Genomic DNA, 18481 nt, shown 5'->3' with positions numbered 1-18481 from the left:
GGTCAAAAGGATATTCCTTTCGACCTGGACTATATATTACCATTTAGCAGGTATAAATACACTCATTTCATGTTCGCCACGGTTACTCCATGTATAATAAGGAATCAATTTCAATTTGAATGGCTTATATCCAGTTTGCAAAGGAGCATACAACTTGTTTTCATCAAATCTCTTTGTACGTACGTAAGCATCTGTGGTAAGAGTCTTTACTCCGCCAAGAAGGTCTTTTTCATATTTAACGTCAAATTTAGCATCTACAGGCAGAAGAATATCTTCAATCTTGACTTTATTAGGCAAATCTATTCCTTCCACGCAATATGTCAAAGGTCCATAAGAGACAGCAAGCTGATTGCGTACTTCTTCTACTTTTGGATTACCCTCGTTCAATATAGGTTTCATTGGCAATACAAGTTCTACCTTGTCACCAGACTTCCATTTACGATTAACCACAGCAAATACTCCAGTATTGATAGGCATATCTATACCATTTACCTTAAGAGTTGCTCCTATAGCCCATGCCGGAATACGCAATTTCAATGAGAATTCAGCATTCTTGTCACCCTTGTAATTCATTTCTATTTTATCATCCCAAGGATAATTTGTAACTTGTTCAAACCTGACATTTTTGCCATTGATTTTTGTGTCTATTTCGTTACTTCCATAAAGAGTCACAAAAAGAGAATTTTCATCTTTCGCATAAGCATAATCTTTTGTTTCAGCCAAGAAACGCACCAAGCTTGTAGGACAACAAACGCAAGTGCATTCTTCAGTCCATCTCTGATGAAAATCCAACGACAATAGCGGATGCTGCTTACCATACCAACGCAACACGTTCGTATAGAAATAACTCTTTCCGTCAAGCCCCATGGACGACAAGTTGTTATAGAACGCTTTCTCCATAACATCCAAGTACATAGGATTTCCAGTCAACATAAACAAACGCCAACTATAATATGCCCCATAAAAAGTCGCACATGTTTCATTATATGCCGTAGAATTTTGCAACTGATATGGAAAACCAAATGCTTCATGCACACATTCAGTAGCATTTCGCGGAGTTTCCGAACCACCTCTATGCACATTACCCAAGCCTCCCGTAAAAGAAGCCTTTCTATTGTACATATCATTCCAGATTGTTTCAAGGGCAACAAGTAGTTCCTTGTCATTTATTTCAGCTACATAGTCGGCGGCACCTATATACAATACCGGACCTAAAACGGCATGTCCTACAGCACGATGCTCTTTTCTAAGCTTTGTATCGTTCTGGTTTTGTGTTTTACCATTTTTATTTCCTCTACCGGTTATGAATCGGTTTGCACAATCCAAATATCGTTTTTCGCCTGTGCTACGATATAATTCCATAAGTCCCATAATTTGGGTTGGGTTGAAATCAACGTCAGCAAGTTCAGGAGTTATTTTTGCAAAATATTTATCCAGGAAATCACCAACTTTGATAGCTGCATCCAGCAAAGTGCGATCTTTTGTAACACGATAGTGCACACAGGCCAATGTCAGGAAATGACCCATATTATATGTTTCATGAAATCCTGGTCCCTTAAATCTCTGAGTATTCTTAAATGGCTTATTCCATGCACGTTCTGAACCTGTAACACCGAAACCTATCTGAGTATGTGTAGTAAAATATCCATCCTCGGCCACACTACGTGCCAGACGGGAAGCCTTTTCCTGAATAACTTTCAATAGTTCAGGGTCTTTTGTCACTGCATAAACAGCGATTTGCGCTTCAAGCCATTTAAAGTAGTCGCCATCCTGCCAATATGTACCTTTAAATCCTTTAGAGCCATCTGCTCCATCAGCCAAAATCTTGAAGTTATATTCGGAAAATTCCATGAAATATTTGTATTGGGCAGGAATAAGATTCGGCATTACCATATCAAAACGGTCTTTCCAAAAACCTTTTGTCCATTTTACTTCTCCCATATCGGCTCCACGAGCTTTAACATATGCATTCTCTGTTGCTGCCACATATGCATTCTGCTGTGCAGAGACTGTAGAACCCAAAGTATGGGCCAACATTGCTAATAATAATAATCTTTTTTTCATGATAACTATATAAAGGTTAAATTAATCATTCAACTTAAAGTAATTCAATTTATCTTCATCCACTTCTATTCCCAATCCATAGCCTGTCGGCACATCTATATATCCATTCACTGCCACATGAGGTTTAGTAATCAATTCCTCACGGATTCTGTTAGGACTGCGATCAAATTCCAAAAGCGGCTCTTTGTCGAACATACGACCCGGTGCATATTTAAGATTTGACGAAATGTGGAGATTTGCAGCTATAATGATACCTGTACCCCAATTATGTGGTGTCATCTCTACGTGATGCGTATCGGCAATAACAGATATGCGTTTTGCCTCAGTAATACCACCCGTAGTTCCTGTTTCAGGTTGTATATAATCTACACACATATTATCCAACAATGTTTTAAATCCATCAGCCCTGAATTCACATTCACCGGCAGCCAACGGAATAGTAGTTCTTCGGTGTAACTCTTTGAATCCCATATAATCATCAGGAGAGACAGGTTCTTCAAACCACATTATATCATACGGTTCAAGAGCTTTCGACAGGCGAAGCGCTTCACGGAAATTATATGCATGATTGGCATCAATTGCCAGTTTAACATCATCTCCTATTGCCTTTTTAACAGCCAACACATTCTGGATATCTTTTTCTATTCCAAGTCCGACTTTCATTTTGACGGCTGAATAACCTTGCTCTTTGTACATCAAAGCTTCTTCAGCCAATGCTTCACACATTCGGTCTTTCATACTTTCCGTGAAATACAAACCTGTTGCATAAACCTGGACCTTCTCTCTATATCTTCCACCTAACAAAGTAGAAACAGGCTGCTTTAAAATTTTTCCTTTCAAATCCCAAATTGCAACGTCAATAGCACTTATGGCAGAAAGCAAAATTCCTTTCCTTGCATAATCTATAGAACGTCTGAACATATCAGACCAAATTATATCGCTATCCAATGGAGATTTTCCAACCACCAAAGGTTTTAAAAATTCTATTCCACTCTTGATTATATTTGCCGGGCCGTATCCCTCGCCCCATCCTACTAAACCACTTTCGGTTGTAACCTTTACAATACAAATCAAACGTGAAGAATAACTAAACTGCGAGAAATAAAAAGCCTCATCCAATTGGTCGGACAACAAAAAGACTTCTATATCTTTTATTTTCATAACTTTGGAATTTATTAATTTATAAAACTATCTTTAAAAGTCAATATCATACAAGCTGCAATCAATATGACAGAAGCAACTATCATCAATAGAAACGAGTGTTTGGTGTTTTTCCATTCACCTGTCAGATACCCCCATATATTACCAAATATTAATGATAACGACAACATTACCGGCCATGTTATAACATTTCCAAGTTCACCTATAGAAACCGAGACAATTCCACTTAAACCTAAAGGCAAGAACCACAAAAAGCCTGTAATTACAGCCCATACTGAAGCCGTGATACTTCCTTGTTGTTTAAAACTAAAATCACCCCAAGTCTTATTCTTACATAACAGAAAGATGGCATAACCCGCATTCATCAATAATCCTCCAAAAACAACCACAGCCCTTGCCGGTATAGAAGAAGCCGAATACGTAGCACCCAAAGATTTCGCATTGTCAATAATCGGTATCGCAGCTTCGAAACCTACATTAAGAAGAGAAGAAAGAATACCTGACGATACAACAATTACGAGTCCCTTTACCAAAGATGATTTCTGACTGTTATTCACCTTTGAGGAACCTACATTCTGTTCTTTTTCACGAAGAATTCCGGAATATGCCGAAAGAGCCACGCCAACCAACATTATAGCCACTCCTAATATCACATAAATAAACGACGGCTGATGAGTAGCCCCTTCTATGCCAAACAAAGGAATTATGGCTCCAAGACCTCCGGCCAATCCCATTACTACCCCATTGGTTATAGATATTCCAACATAAGAGACACTCATTCCAAATAAAATTCCACCAATACCCCACAAAAAGCCTAAAAGCAGTGATGTCATAATTACTTTCGAATCTGTCATTAATATTGACTCCATGAAGGAATCAAAACCTGCGTATCCCCATACAAAAGGAACGACAAGCATAGCAAACAATGAATAAATCAACCAGAACGACTCCCATGACAATGGAGACTGTTTCTTCATACCTAAGCCAAAAGACCCTTGAGCAAAACCTGCCAACAAGAGCAATACCAAACCTAATTCACTCATAAATATTATATTTTAAAATTAAACATTAATTCTTTATATGTTGTCTGATGTCGTATGCAAATATATTCCTATTTTATTATTTGCGCAAGTTTTCGTAATAAACAATCAAAATATTAACATTTACAACATTTTACAAACAACTTTTAAGTACATGACAAAAATTTGATTATTATTCATCTAAAACCTATAGTGGCGTGGCGACAGCCCTCATCCTTTGGAGAGAACTCACTCCTCACTCGCTCGAATTCCCGCAGGTCTCTGCCACTGACAGAAGGACGCTTCTTGGAAATGACTTCTTCGAGCAGAGCCTGGCTGATAGGCTGGTACTCGTCTGTGCAGCCCTTGATAGTGGCATTGAACATCTTTCTTGCCGCCGACCTCACTATGTAACTGATGTCGCTGCAGTTATAACCTTCGCTCAGCTCTGCCAGTCTGTTGATGTCTATCCCCTCATCCGAGGGAAGTTTGGAGAGTGCCAACGTGAACAGACTCTTGCGGGCTTCCTTGTCGGGCATGTCTATATACACCATCTCGTCGATACGTCCTGTCCGTAGCACAGCCTTGTCGATGCGTTCAGGATGGTTGGTCGCGGCAAGGACATATACACCACGTTCGGAGGCATTGTTGAGCATACAGAGAAACTCGTTGACCTCACTGTCATAGTGTTGGTTTGCCTCGTCACCGGAGCGTTTGGGCACCATGGCATCAAACTCGTCGAAGAACAGCAGTGTGGGTGCTTTCTTCTCCGCATCCTTGAATACTTCGCCTATCTTCTGTTGTGTTCCATGTACCCATGTACAGGCGAGGTCATCAGGCACGATCTTCATGAAGTTGATGCCTATCTCCTCGGCCATCTTCTCGGCAAAGAACGTCTTGCCGCAACCTGCAGGACCATAAAAGAGCATGGAGGGAGGCTTGATGCCATATACCTCGGCACACTTGCGGTTCTTCAGTACGTTGATAAATCCCTCGGTCACAAACTCCTTCAGCTCGTTCATGCCGGCAATGTCTCCAAATCCATGACCATTGGCTTTCTTCTCTGCTACAGGCTTGTGCTCAGCCTCCTTTGCAGGGGCTGTCTGCTGTTCTGTCACCGGCTGTCCTCCGCAGATGCGGCGCAACCAATCTTTCTCGGCTTCTGACGTATGCATCTTTCTATCCTCCACTGTTTTGTTTTACTTCTATGATAAGAGAGTGGCATTTGTAACCATTCTCTATCATCTATCCCTACTTTCTGCTGAAAAAAAATATCCCTTTGGTCTATTGTGCCTGTTTGCCACATTAGCCAAAGGGATATTATCATTGCATTCATGCAATCTTCAATCTTTAGGCTTTGGTGGCTGTAGTTTCCACTGCTCTACCAATCGTTTACAACCGTTTTCAATGTGTTTAGCCACACGATGATATACAGCTGCAGTCTGGTAATGAGGGTCTTCCACATTGCCGTCTTCATCAAATGCCATCTTGTTGAACAGAACGATTTTGTTCCAATAGCTATAGTCCAATACTCGTGTTATGGCATCACGGTGACGCTCGTCAAACACAATGACCGCATCAGCTGCCATCAGTTTCTCACGTGTCATAACCGTGGTCGTACCACTTAAATCATATCCCAATTCCTTCGCCACATCCACCATGGCAGCATCACGAGGATACTCTCCACAGTCCAATGTACCAAGTGAGAATACTTCGATGCCATTCATTCCTGCGTCTGCCAAGAGTTTCTTCGTCACACATTCTGCGAATGGTGACCGACAGGCATTGCCTGTGCATACAAAGCAAATCTTGTAGTTCATGTTCATTCAAAAATACGGTTTACATCAAACAAATGCTTTTTACGTCTCAGAAACTCTGCCTCATAGTCTGCGGGCAACCCTAGCATGGCAAGCTCGTCGGGAGTGATTGCCTTGATAATGCTGTTGAGCCTTGCGGCAATGTCATCACAGCGGAACTCCTTTTTCTCCACATAGCGATGCCCTCTCATCTCCGGCACCTCTTCAAACGGAACGGAAGGGTGCATCACATAGTAAAGCGCAATGGCAATGTCCGTGCGGTGTCTGCCCATAGCACAGGCAATATAGAAGCCACCCTTGTCCATCAACTCGAACAGCAGCGGAAGCGAGCTAATAATCTGATGCACGTCCGTGTTCCTGCTGTCGATGGGCAGACTGTGGTATTCCAGGCCAGCCTCTACCACATTGCGGTCGTAGCGGTCGGTATGGTCAGCCGTGCGGAGGTCAATGATGACCTTTACACCGGCATCACGCACCTTTGCCAACAACCAGTTGCTGCCACGTCCCGACATAGTCCTGCCTCTCACTCCTTTGTCATAGACAGGGGCAAGGTCAACAATGGGGTATCGCATCAATGCCTCATACAGAGCATTGGGCTTGTTGACAACTGAAAGGTTGTTCGCCTCAGATTTGTTCTCATGGACGACCTTGTTTTGGGCATTCTTTCCCACATGCCACCCATCGCACCACGCGCATTTATAGACGGAGAAATGCACACCATGCTTCTCGCTCATTGCCTTGGCAGCCCTCAAAGCAACAGCTTTCGTAGGGTAAGACATCTTTTGCTTGCCGCTTCCTCGTGCCGTATGGCTATATCGGCTGAAAATGCCGAAGGCGTTGTGCGTCACGAAGATGTTTCTCCAAGCACCTTTGCGAGTCAACTGGTCATATATGGCAAAAAATAGATTCTTGATCTTCATCTCATTAATCCTCATAAATAGTAGAAATTCTTGTAATTGAATGTGGTCAAGGGTGAGTGGACATCATCCATTGCCAGCATACGTTTAGGTATCTCGCTCAGGGGGATTCTTTCATCAATCAATGCTCTCAGCCTACGGGCCAACTTCACATTCTCACGATTAAGTTCCTCTTGCGTCGTCTTTACCTGATATAAAAGAGCCTCATTTAACTCTGAAACTATCATCCCCGTAAACAAACCATGCAAGCCTTCTGCACGGGCAAACTGGTCGGCATTGCACCACACAGCCACAATGTTGCCTCCATGCTTGCGCAGATGATAAGCGTGGGAATGGCTCACGATTATCTTGTCGAACTCGTCCTTGCTGTCATCCGCACGAAAGAACAGTCCTTTGTCTGAGCCATGCCCCAGCAACATGATGCGCTCCTGTGTAGAGACATGATGCAACAAACGCCCCATCTCCTTGGTTGTGCGGTAGTCGGCAACGACTTGTGCTTCCAGCCCATCATATAGGGCTGAAAGCATCGCCGTGGTTTTGTCTTTTGGATGTATCACTAACATATGTTCTACTTATTATTTCTCCTATAAAAGGTATTATAGCTTCCAGTGTTTGGATTCCATATATTTCTTACATTTGTCGCAGAATACGTTTGTTTTGCGGAAAGGATTACCACCTTTGGCATCCTGCATCATACATTTTATATCAGGACAATGCCGCAAGCCTTGGGCATGACCTAATTCGTGGAGCATTACGCTAAACAACTGCCCGTTGCCATGAGGACGATAGGACGAGAATACCGCCACACCTGTCCCTATACCGCTGGCAAGTCCCATAATTCCGCTATGGGCACGACCTCTGAAATTATCAAGTCCGATATCCGCCTGCGTAAGTCCAACGACAATAGTTGAATCAGACTTATAATGACATAGCACCTTGTTCAGTACATCAGCCCTATATCGTTTGTGGTCATTCCTTTTAGTGGTAAGGGCAGAGTCGGGCAAGTGAATATTACCGGCCATTCTGCATTTGGGATAATGAACTCTTAAAGAATCCATCATGGCACGCTGTAAATCTACATTGACTGCGCCCAACGTATATACACAAACAACAGGCACAACAGATTTCTGCTCTGTTGTTGATGTAGATACAGGGGTACTCTTCTTGCAGCTTCCCAATATCAGGGATAGCGCACACAGCAATATGATGTCAAATATTCTGTTGTTCATTTTGCGACACATCTATAAATCAGCGGTACAAGAACGTCCTCTATTACCCTGTCATCCATACGGTGCTCGCCACTGAAGTGGATTACTTGATTATAGTATTGCAGGAACAAAGATTCTCCATTCACCTGCTGGTCGTTGTCGGCAAACATCCCCCATACCTGCTTGCGGTCGGCCTCGGTAATCCCTTCAAACTGATGCTCTTCCATCTCCGCATGGTTGTGGATGATTTCTGGGGTAATCTCAAAATGAGTAGTACCATCCTTTCTCGGCTTGAAGTATTCATGTGTGCCAACCGTGAGCATCTTGCTCTTCTTCGACATCTCGAAAGCGGGATTCACACAGATGCGGTTATATCCACGCATCTGCTGTGCATACATGCCTCCCATGCTGGTGCCTACGACGACATCCGGCACTTCGTTCATACACAGCCCTCGCAAGAAGGGCAGAGCCTCGGCAGGGTCAACGGGTATGTCGGGAGCAACGACATCAAAGTCTGACAACAGCTCTCGTAGAGTCTTTACCGTTCCGCTGGCAGCCGACGAGCCGAAACCATGAAGATACATGAGTTTCTTCCTTCGGATAGACTTCTCCTCCAGTTCCTTTGTCTTATCCCGAAGGTCATAGCTGTCGCGCATGTTCATCAAGATGTCGCAGAATTCAGCAGGAGTAAGTATCGTTTTATAGGAACTCGGCTCACCGCTTGTATGAACGAGTTTGATGCCACGAGTCTGCATCAGTGCGGCACGAAACCGTTCACTCTGTTCAAACATCGCCTGATAGGCACGGCGTATGATTCGCTGATACTCTTCGCTTTGGCGGTCTATTGCCTGCCCCTTCCACCACACAATCTGGTCAGTCTGCCACGATGTGACGCTCATTTTCCGAGCATTGCCGCCCTTCATGCTGCATATCTGCCGCTGCTTGTCGAGTTCCTTCCTCTTCAGAGATTGCAAGAAACCCTCCATACTGCTGCACACCATTCCGTCGAGGCGGAAACCGTTGCTGCACAAATTGCTGAGCACATTGGATGGGTACAAACCATTGGAACGTATATCCAGCGTGTTAGTTTCTGGATTGTACATATCCTTCAGTTCGTGTCCATTCCGTGTGGTAGCCATATAATTTTCTTCCATTTTTCAATTCGATTTTTCAGTCACATTACTTCTTGGAGTAGTAAAAGATGCTGTAGTAACCTGTTTTCTATCACAATAGACCGACGTTTTCTATAAGTTAGAAACAGTCGGATGCTTGCGTTCATATCACATGCCTATATCGATTATTGCATCAGCATTTTCTTGCGACTGATCATAGTTATCCAAATCCTCATCGGTCATCAAATCTATTTCGCTTGGGATGTTTCTGACATCAAACCAAGTGATTTGGTTTTGACCGCAGAGGATGTATATTTCTCCGTCATCATATTGCCTTGCGCCATATACTGGTCCTCTAACGACACACTCAGTTACCAACTGGTTGTCTCTGACTGCTGAAATCCGTGCAGAGTCGTCTGCTAATTGCAGCCAATAGTAAGCCGTGTTGTTTATCGTGGCTATACTGTCACCCCATTCAGAAGTATTCTCTTCCTGCTGGTGGCCGCCCCCACAACCTATAAGGGTGATGAAAGCAATGAAAAGCATTATCAGGTTCTTCATCTTGCTTCGGTTTAACTCATTGCTTCAATAGTGTTTCTATGCTCTTTGCCAACTCATTCAACTCCTCATGTTGTGGTGTACTTTGTCTTGCGGTCTTCAGGTCAATATTGTATAATACCGTGCTGTCACGCTTCACGTCATAGGAGTAATGGAGTACATGAAAAGTGTCACCATAGCGCACAACAGAGTCGGTTGCAAACTCCCCGGAACGAAGAGTCACCGAGTCTTCCGATATATACGGTTGGTCTGAGTAATCATAGTATGAGTTAATTCCGTTTCTCGTCATCTTGACGTGAGAAAGAGGAATCTCCGCCTTGAACTTATTGGTAACACGTATTTCCAACCTGTCTCTGTGACCATAAGCATTCCTGTCACAATATTTATCAAGTATTTGACAGATACTGTCCTGTAGATTCGGGTCGCTGATATTTGATGTCATCATTTTGTTTTGATATACATTATACAAAGTATAGCATCCGTTATTTCTTAGTTCATAGATTCCCAATGGGCGATTGCGTGAATTATGAACAATGTTGTCATATATAGGTTCGACAAGTATGCCGTATCTGTCCCGCAAGCCGACCTTGTCCGTATTAGTGTCCTTGATATAGAAAATGCCTCTCAATGGTTCCAACGTATATAACCCTCGGCGACCATATTCTATACAGGCGTATTGATTATAACCAATTGCCAAGGTTGGGAGGAGTATTCCCAAATATACGGTAGCCAATATGCTTATTCCTGCCAATCCTAGCTTACCAAAAGTGCGCCAACATACGTAAGCAACCATTGCTATACTGGCAACGAGCATCCACACGCGCCACATCCCGGCATAGCGTTGGGCATAGAAGAATAGTACCATAGCAGCTACCATCATCCAAAGTTTGCCGACAACAGGATTCTTCTCTGTTGTATCTTTACAGGAAGTCATATATCTGGCAATCAGATATAGACTGAGAGGCGGCAGGACGACACAAGCGAAACGACACATTCTCATGTCCATGGCAAGCCCTGCATATAACGCACAGATGGCAATCAACATCAGTTGGCAATAGGCCTTTGTCCCTTTGTCCTTCCAGAGAATCGCTCCCAAAGCATCCTTCCAAGTCAAGGTAGATGACTTCATTGTTTTCCTGATAAGTCCAACAATATATACAGCTATCGGTCCCAAGAATAGCCATGCCAACAATATGCATTTTATAATGTTATGGGTCAAGTGGTCATTGTTTATACCCATAACGACAAACGGCAAATCAGCGAAATCACCCGTTGTCCTCATAACCGGTCCCTCAACAGACAGCAAGGCAAACAGAGCCGAGAAAACTGTCAATGGAATCCAACTTCGTTTCTCCCCACGATAAAGGGTGAAGGAGAGAATGATTCTCATCACGACTGTGACTACCATAAGAAAATGAGTTGGTAATGACCACCAACTACAGTTTGCCAATGCAACAAACAGCCATAAAGAACAGACGGCCAAATCAAGCCAAAATACTTTTTGCTTCATTATATTCGTATTTACTTTTTGTTTAACCACTCAATCAATTCATTCGCTTTGTCTGACACCATTGCAGGCGATGCCGGCAGCTTATGCTTTCTCTGCACGACCATGCTGACAGCATACTTCGGCTTGTTGGCAGGGAAGCAGCCTACAAACGTGAATGTCTGCTCCGTTCCGTCATCAGCCACATTATATACTCCTCCAAGTTCCAAGTCCTTCGGTGCACGCTTATGTTGTATGCCTTCTTCCTTGAACATTCCGATGGCAATTGCACGGATATTGCCGCGTCTTTCCGCAGAGACGTTCACGGAATCCAAATGGAAGATATTGTTGAACACCGTAGCCAGTTCCAACGCATTGGTGTTCTTTGTCTGGTCAGTAGCGTACTTCCAATAATCCATGCCGTCAGGCAAGGTCATCATGGCGTGATACATTCCAATTCTCGACTTGTTGAGCAGAACCTGTCTGTATGTCAACATTCCGTAACCACCTCTGCGCCAATTATGGTCTCTTATCCGCACGCTGTCGTTCAACACAAAAATACCTTGTCCTGTATCGACGCTGTCCTCCAAAGATGTTTTTGACTGGGCGAGGCAGTCGGCAGCCACGAAAGGCATATATGTTTCCGAACTGCAAAACCTTTTAAGAAGAGGAGCATACACAATGTCACCCTCTACATTCTCCAATGCTCCCCATGTCAAGACATCACCTGTCCTTACGTCAATGACCGACACCTGTCCTTGGATTCCATCAATAGCCGCCATGCATTCACTCAGCACGTCATAACTCCTCGCCGAAATCAATGAGTCTATGGCAGGAAAGTCTTCCACTTTCCCCACGAGTCTTGGATTGTCGGCAAACGCTTCCATTTTCGTGTTGTCATTCATATTGATGCCGATTTTTCCGCATTGCAGCCCTTTCTCATAGTAGAAATAGCAGAAGCACATACCGTCTTCTGGTTGGAAATAGTGGGAATACTCGATGTATTCCATATCCACAGCCGTGACACTGTCGTTCTTCTCACGGTCATAGATACCATACTTCCCATTCATGGAGACGATGACGTAACGTGACTGGATCAAACTGTCCATCCTCGCCTTGTCTTCTTCCGAGTCATAATCCGATTTAAACTCTTCGGCAAGTGCCACGGAATCCACTTCAACGGAATCTACCCAGACCGAATCCGCCCCCTTCTGTGCAAAGACATCAGCTCCAATCACCGAGAGGAGCAATGCCAAAACCATTGTCATTCGTTTACTCTGTCTCATAATCATTATCTTTCTTTAATCTTCAGCTTCTTCACTTTCTTTATCCTCCTTATCGTCACGACCGGATAAGTAGGTGTGCTTCTCTATCACAGCTTCATTGCCAAACATATTCTGTCCGAAGCGGTTGATGTTCACCCTGCCCCCAATTGCTGCCGCACAGTTCATGGCAAAAACATCATTAGGATTTTTCTCAATCCTCTTCAGACAGGTCTGATAGCATTTCTTGCGCATATCGTTATAGATGCTGTTGGGAATGGATGAATCACGGGATATTCCGCCATAGCAATATTGATACAGACATCGCCATATAATCCAAATGTTGTTAAGACAAGGGTTGTATTTGCCGCTGTCCATTAGCTTCTCCGCCACAGCCACAATCCACTCGTCTTCAAGATCTGCTTCCGGACTGTCTGCCCAATTTAGGAACAGGGAGCATTGCTCGTCAAAAGTGGAACAGTCATTCAAGCTAGTCAGCATCATTTCCACTCTTTTGTCTGCCTCAACCTGCTTGTATAGTTCAAGAGTTGGCTTTGTCGCATCAGTCAGTTCCTTGGTCATGGCATTCAAGGAATCGACAAACTTCCCCTCATCAGTGAAATACTGATAGGACTTGGCTTCAATCTTGTTGCCAAAGGCAATCAACAGATCCATGGAATGTTCGTCTTCGCCCCATTCTTCTGGAGAACGCTTCATCATAATGACGATGCTGTCCTTGTAAATCTTGGCAGCCTTACGGAGTTCTTTGTCCCTGATGCAATCTTCGCTAATAGCCTTGATGCCGGCAACAACGTCTTTTTCTTCAGCAAGTTCAAAACCATCACATCCTCTCAGCCACAACTCGTGATTGCTCCACACGTTGAAAGCCAACAGGCAAGAGTTGTAGAACACCTCTGCATTGGAAAGAAACGGTTGTTTGCTTGCGGCATATTCCGGCAATTGCAGGGCGAATGCCGTATCACTCACAATCTCGTATTCGAGAACATTGTCTGCCGCATCCTGTCCATAGAAGGCAGCAAAGAGGTCAAAGTCCGTGCTGTCTTCCTTCGCACTTGCGTATTTGTCATAAATATCGATTATGTCTTTAAGACTGACGGCATCGTCATTCTCAAAGCATCCACGATACTGCGTTCCCATTTCTTTCTTGCAGCCAGTCATTGTCATCAACAATGTCATGGCAATAATACCAAACCATTTCATACTATCTGTCCTATCTTATTCTTTTACCTCAATCAAGACTGCCGTATAGTTGTCATCGCCCTGCTTTTCGCACATGAAATCATAAACATCAAGAATGTCGGCAAGCGGCTTTTCATCCATCATCCTTGCCAACAGAATGTCTGGAGCCATGCTTTTGTACAAGCCATCGGAGCAAAGCAACATTCTGTCGCCTGCCTTCAATTTGAACTGTACTATGTCCGGGACATCTGCCTCATGATGATAGGAGAAAAAGCAACGGTCAATGACCTCCCAGCCATAATCCAAACGCACATGGTCCTTCGTCTGGTAGAGCAGCCCTTCATTAGGACGCTGCAAATAGCATCTGCTGTCACCCACATGGGTAATGGTCACGGTGTCGCCCTCAATGCTTGCCATCACCATCGTCGTTCCCATTTGGCAATGGTTTAACGAGTTGGCTTTCTTGTCAAGTGCCCTCATGGCATGGGCGCAGGCCTTTTCCACCTTTGTCTTACTGTCAGGCTCGTCCGTATGTTTTTTCCAGTAATCCACAATGGCATCTGAAACGGTCTCGCTTGCCACTTCTCCCATGGCGTGACCTCCCATGCCATCGCAGACCACTGCCAACCAACGGTTACCGTCCTCACCATTTACGATACGGAAAGCGTCTTCATTGTTCTGACGCTTTCCCGTTTCACTGATTGTAGCGTAATGTATCTTCATATTATTCAATTATACAAATTGTCGTCATCGCTCATCTCCCATTTCTGTCAACAGCACATCATGACATATATCGCCCTGCCAATAAGCCATTGGATGAAGTTCGCAATTCAGCTTATTGTAGTTACCATGTCTTTCCACCTGATTCAGTATGCGTAGTTTCTCGTCTATCTCCTCTAGGCTTTTAGCGAAAACCAGATTGGTAAAATAACGATTCTCATACATATAGTCCTCGCTGTCAAAGCAAGGATAGAGTTGTGAGTCTTCGCCCACATACACACCATCCTTTGGCATTCGCTTCCTTGCGTGTTCTATCATTTCTTTCACACCATTGAAAGATGCTCCCAAGACCTCAATGGTCTCATTGTTCTTAAACCGCTTCATAATCGTTCGTTTTAATATGATGAATAATTCTTATGACGAGAGGCAGGAACATCAAGCCCCCACCTCTTTATGTCATAGCCTTATAATACCCTTCTATTTATGACAACTCTTTTTGTGTCCACAATGCTTGCAGTATGCTTGTTGCCATACATCTCCATTGGTGATGGGAGAGAATCCCGAACAACTACAACCTACCGTTCCTGTACAATGTTTCCCTCGAAATGTAACATTAGAACGATTGTAAGCGCTGTCGCTTTGAGGGCAGACCCACGTCTGAGACTGTCCATTGGCATAGACAACTGAAATTTTATCTCCTCTCTTCCAATACCATCTCCATGGGGTTGTAGGCCCAAGATAGAAGCCTCCGTTAGGTGTCATTGTCTTAGTTTCAGAGTTATTCCTGTCCGTAGAGGCTGCGACAATCTGTATATTGAATGTTGCACCTGTTTGATTATTCGCAACAAAATAGATATGTCCATCGTTACCTTGCTGGAAGCCCCCAACCATCTGTGCGCTTGCTATTAAGCACATAAACATCATTGATAGCATAATTCCAAAATGTTTCATTTCTATATACGCTTGATTTGTGACGCGCCCAACTTCTAAAATTAGGTGATAATATTTACTCAATACTTGTCAATATGAGAACGCTTGGAATGACCACACTTACATGTCGTAGGGTCGGCACCGCTCTTCGCTCTAAAATACGGGCATTTGTTGGGACCGCAATAATGACAGTGTCCGTCATCATTCCCTGCTACATGCACAGTGACATCCGATGTAACAGGCGCAACTTCAGCATTGGTAGTTTTCGCATTTATGTAAAGTGCATTGGCACCTACTAAAGCGATGAGAGCAAATGCAACTGCAAAAATCTTCTTCATTGTCTTATACCCTAATACGTCATCGGGCGCAACTTCTAAGTTTGTTATTATTGTTCCTTTGTCTGTTTATGAAGGGTAGTTAGGCATAGTAACCCCTTGGAGCATTATTTTATCAGGATTTTCTTGCTTTGACTGCCTATCTTGATAATATACAACCCTCTGGACAGGTTCTCGATGCGGTTGGTCTTTCCAGAATAGACTTTGGTTCCATTGTCTTTGTACACCGTAATGTATGACGCTTCATCCAGCCAAACGGTTCCGTCCTCTATATGAATAACAGGCGATTCGGCTATTGTCTCAGAAAGACCTGTGACATCTTCTATCTTGGCCGTCATGCTGTAATACAATGCCTCCAACTGTCCATTTTTCCATTTCTCCTCATCTTCCACCCATGAAAAGGCTGCTACATAGAAGTCCCCTACAGTTATCGTTCCGTCTTCATTCATTTTCAGTGTCCATGTGTCTGCCCAATCATCCGTTGTCTCATCAAACACATATATTGCATATAACGGACTGTCATTATCGGTATATTTCAGGATATTGTAGTATGATACATCAATCTTTGCAGTACCATCTCCATTGTCATACAACTTGAATCCTCCGTCATTGTATTCCGTAAGGTCATCACCAAACATGGAAGTGATATAATACGATCCATTCTTCTCAGTAATAGTCATTTCGAATCCATCTTTATACTCCCTCGTGGGATTGTTCTCCACATGACTGGATGCGACCCTATAATTCCCTGACCATACTGTTGTTTCTCCTATGACTTCCTCATTCACGGTTATAGCACAGACAGCGGCAAGATTGTTGGAAGTTGTAGCAATGATGTTGGCTGTGCCGGCACTCTTTGCGGTGACAAGACCAGTGTTGTCCACGGTTGCGACGGTTGTATTGTCGCTCATCCATGTCACGGTTTTATCGACAGCATCAGATGGACTTACCGTGGCTGTCAATTGTAATGTTTCTCCTTCGGTGAGTGAAGCCTTGGATGCGCTGAGCGTTATAGATGTCGGCTTTACATTCTCTTTTACCGATATGTTGCACGTTGCTTGTTTCCCGCTTCCGTCTTTTGCCTTACATGTAATAGTGGCAGTGCCAGCAGATTTTGCAGTGACAAGTCCAGTGGATGACACCGTGGCTACAGACGTGTCATCGGATGTCCAACTAACACTTTTGTTGGTCGCCGAACTTGGGCTAACAGCTGCATTAAGTTGTGTGGTTTCTCCAACATACAGAGAAGCAGAAGTCTTATTCAGTGTTATACTTGTAACATATACCGTTGCAGACTCTACGGAAACCTTGCAAGTAGCATATTTCCCACTGCCATCCGCAGCACGGCATGTAATAGTAGCAGTTCCCGCAGACTTTGCCGACACAAGTCCGTTGTTCACCATAGCCACAGATGTATTGTTGCTTGACCAGTTTACATTCTTGTTCGTTGCATTTGTAGGATAGACAGAGGCTGACAGTTGGTAGGTATTTCCTTCTTTCATACTGATGGACGATTGGCTCAGTGTTACACTTGTCACACTGACACTTGTCGATTTTACGGTGATCGTATAGTAAAAGTCCATAGTGCGATAGAAGCCATCAATGAAATAGCTACATTTAAAATATACTTTGCACGAAGATGTTGCCTTGATTCCCTTGACAGTGGCATTATAGCGAGTGGAACTGGTCACGGTGGCATACGAATTGTTCTCGGAATACCACTGATAGGTAACACCCGTTGACTGCATAAGTGTACGTTTGTAAGTGTCAGCCAACGCTATGGTTACGGTACTTCCTTCATAGACTGATGCTTCTCCGGCTTTTGCCGAAGCATTCGCCTTTTGAACTGTTGCAAATGCGAACAGAACCATTAGAATCATGGTCTGCAGATGTGTAGTAAATGTTTTCATTGTTGTTGTATTTGATGGTTTGTTTTATCTGTGGTGTTATTATTTTGCTCTCTTCAGCGCATACTCTGCCTTTCTCATATAGTCCTGAGCACGTTCTCGGGCATTCTTTGCTTTTCGTGCGTAATCTTCTGCCTTGTCCGTGGCATTCTTTGCCCGTTGCTGATATGTCTTCACACTATCGTAGTTCTTCCGCTTCGAGTAGTATTCAGCCTCTCTGAGATAACCTTGTGCTTGTCGGTTATAGTAATCGACTTCTTGCTCATAGCCCAATGCCTGCTTCGTGTAGTATTCCGCCTCACGCTGATATGATTGGGCTTGCTTGATATAGTAGTCATTTTGCGCCATAAGGGGCAGAAAGCCGAGCGTTATGATTATAATTGAGATTAACTTTTTCATGTCCTTTTCAGTTTGTTGAGTAAATAGGTCGAGGCGAAATCCAAGGCATTGATGATATGAGGGACAATCGTATCTGCCGATTCATCTGATGTCGTTTTGTGGTCATAATCCAATGAAACACTGCCACAGTCCAGTTTGACTGCTTTGATAAATTTCACGTTCCTGTTTGTCTCATTGATAGCATCCGACAATAATTCAGTGTTGTACTCGTTTGCCTTTACTAAATGAGGGACACAGAAACGTATCATATCCTCATTTCTCCCAGTCATATAAAAGAAATGCCTGTCGTGGTAGATAAAATGCCAACCCATTGACGGCAACATTTCCACATGCCCACATTTCTTCCTAATTTCATTCACTATTTCTTCTTGTCTCATATTCAATTA

The 18481-nt window shown here is 43.6% G+C and carries 19 protein-coding genes; all 19 read right to left on the bottom strand.

Annotation, left to right across the window (positions count from 1 at the left end):
- Positions 1 to 36 precede the first annotated feature (36 nt).
- The 19 genes from ACNOGP_RS11205 to ACNOGP_RS11115 all read right to left on the bottom strand — a co-directional run bounded on the left by ACNOGP_RS11205 (position 37) and on the right by ACNOGP_RS11115 (position 18472).
- Positions 37 to 2064: a glycoside hydrolase family 127 protein gene (locus ACNOGP_RS11205; RefSeq protein WP_044917879.1), complete on the bottom strand. Its 2028-nt coding sequence runs from the start codon at positions 2062 to 2064 to the stop codon at positions 37 to 39.
- Positions 2065 to 2085: 21 nt separating this feature from the next.
- Entirely contained in the window at positions 2086 to 3225 is a 1140-nt protein-coding gene (locus ACNOGP_RS11200) for a mandelate racemase/muconate lactonizing enzyme family protein (protein WP_060451231.1), read from the bottom strand.
- Between the two features lie 14 nt (positions 3226 to 3239).
- Positions 3240 to 4268, bottom strand: coding sequence for an L-rhamnose/proton symporter RhaT (locus tag ACNOGP_RS11195; RefSeq protein WP_004320169.1), 1029 nt, complete (start codon positions 4266 to 4268; stop codon positions 3240 to 3242).
- A gap of 173 nt (positions 4269 to 4441) precedes the next feature.
- Complete coding sequence (locus ACNOGP_RS11190) at positions 4442 to 5173, bottom strand: ATP-binding protein (protein WP_128859674.1); 732 nt, start codon at positions 5171 to 5173, stop codon at positions 4442 to 4444.
- 414 nt (positions 5174 to 5587) lie between these two features.
- Complete coding sequence (locus tag ACNOGP_RS11185; protein ID WP_085936339.1) at positions 5588 to 6064, bottom strand: hypothetical protein; 477 nt, start codon at positions 6062 to 6064, stop codon at positions 5588 to 5590.
- 2 nt (positions 6065 to 6066) lie between these two features.
- Positions 6067 to 6981 (bottom strand): hypothetical protein, encoded by a 915-nt coding sequence (locus tag ACNOGP_RS11180; protein ID WP_004320179.1) that lies wholly within the window; start codon positions 6979 to 6981, stop codon positions 6067 to 6069.
- A gap of 11 nt (positions 6982 to 6992) precedes the next feature.
- Positions 6993 to 7505, bottom strand: coding sequence for a hypothetical protein (locus ACNOGP_RS11175; protein ID WP_165861554.1), 513 nt, complete (start codon positions 7503 to 7505; stop codon positions 6993 to 6995).
- Between the two features lie 69 nt (positions 7506 to 7574).
- Entirely contained in the window at positions 7575 to 8207 is a 633-nt protein-coding gene (locus ACNOGP_RS11170; RefSeq protein WP_165601823.1) for a matrixin family metalloprotease, read from the bottom strand.
- On the bottom strand, positions 8204 to 9340 hold the full coding sequence (locus ACNOGP_RS11165; protein ID WP_004320185.1) for a YqiA/YcfP family alpha/beta fold hydrolase: 1137 nt from the start codon (positions 9338 to 9340) through the stop codon (positions 8204 to 8206). Before ACNOGP_RS11165 ends, ACNOGP_RS11170 begins: the two co-directional genes overlap by 4 nt.
- A gap of 126 nt (positions 9341 to 9466) precedes the next feature.
- Entirely contained in the window at positions 9467 to 9859 is a 393-nt protein-coding gene (locus ACNOGP_RS11160) for a hypothetical protein (RefSeq protein ID WP_004320187.1), read from the bottom strand.
- Between the two features lie 16 nt (positions 9860 to 9875).
- A complete protein-coding gene (locus ACNOGP_RS11155) occupies positions 9876 to 11366 on the bottom strand; it encodes a hypothetical protein (RefSeq protein ID WP_004320190.1) in 1491 nt (496 codons plus the stop codon).
- Between the two features lie 11 nt (positions 11367 to 11377).
- Entirely contained in the window at positions 11378 to 12628 is a 1251-nt protein-coding gene (locus ACNOGP_RS11150) for a hypothetical protein (RefSeq protein ID WP_131797389.1), read from the bottom strand.
- Positions 12629 to 12643: 15 nt separating this feature from the next.
- On the bottom strand, positions 12644 to 13825 hold the full coding sequence (locus ACNOGP_RS11145) for a hypothetical protein (protein ID WP_004320194.1): 1182 nt from the start codon (positions 13823 to 13825) through the stop codon (positions 12644 to 12646).
- A gap of 15 nt (positions 13826 to 13840) precedes the next feature.
- Complete coding sequence (locus ACNOGP_RS11140) at positions 13841 to 14527, bottom strand: PP2C family protein-serine/threonine phosphatase (RefSeq protein ID WP_004320197.1); 687 nt, start codon at positions 14525 to 14527, stop codon at positions 13841 to 13843.
- 24 nt (positions 14528 to 14551) lie between these two features.
- Positions 14552 to 14908 carry a hypothetical protein gene (locus ACNOGP_RS11135; protein WP_004320199.1) on the bottom strand — a complete coding sequence of 119 codons (357 nt, stop codon included), beginning with the start codon at positions 14906 to 14908 and terminating at the stop codon, positions 14552 to 14554.
- 93 nt (positions 14909 to 15001) lie between these two features.
- Positions 15002 to 15475 carry a hypothetical protein gene (locus tag ACNOGP_RS11130; protein ID WP_198287822.1) on the bottom strand — a complete coding sequence of 158 codons (474 nt, stop codon included), beginning with the start codon at positions 15473 to 15475 and terminating at the stop codon, positions 15002 to 15004.
- A gap of 421 nt (positions 15476 to 15896) precedes the next feature.
- A complete protein-coding gene (locus ACNOGP_RS11125; RefSeq protein ID WP_004320206.1) occupies positions 15897 to 17699 on the bottom strand; it encodes an Ig-like domain-containing protein in 1803 nt (600 codons plus the stop codon).
- A gap of 39 nt (positions 17700 to 17738) precedes the next feature.
- The gene (locus ACNOGP_RS11120; protein WP_004320208.1) at positions 17739 to 18095 is read right to left on the bottom strand and encodes a hypothetical protein; all 357 of its coding nucleotides are present in this window, start codon (positions 18093 to 18095) and stop codon (positions 17739 to 17741) included.
- On the bottom strand, positions 18092 to 18472 hold the full coding sequence (locus ACNOGP_RS11115) for a hypothetical protein (RefSeq protein ID WP_004320211.1): 381 nt from the start codon (positions 18470 to 18472) through the stop codon (positions 18092 to 18094). The genes ACNOGP_RS11120 and ACNOGP_RS11115 overlap by 4 nt, the downstream gene beginning before the upstream one ends.
- Positions 18473 to 18481: the final 9 nt, after the last annotated feature.

It is taken from the genome of Bacteroides difficilis, assembly GCF_048319815.1.
Lineage (GTDB): Bacteria > Bacteroidota > Bacteroidia > Bacteroidales > Bacteroidaceae > Bacteroides > Bacteroides zhangwenhongii.
Note: the sequence above shows the minus strand (reverse complement) of the source record. Positions and strands in the feature narration are given on the sequence as shown.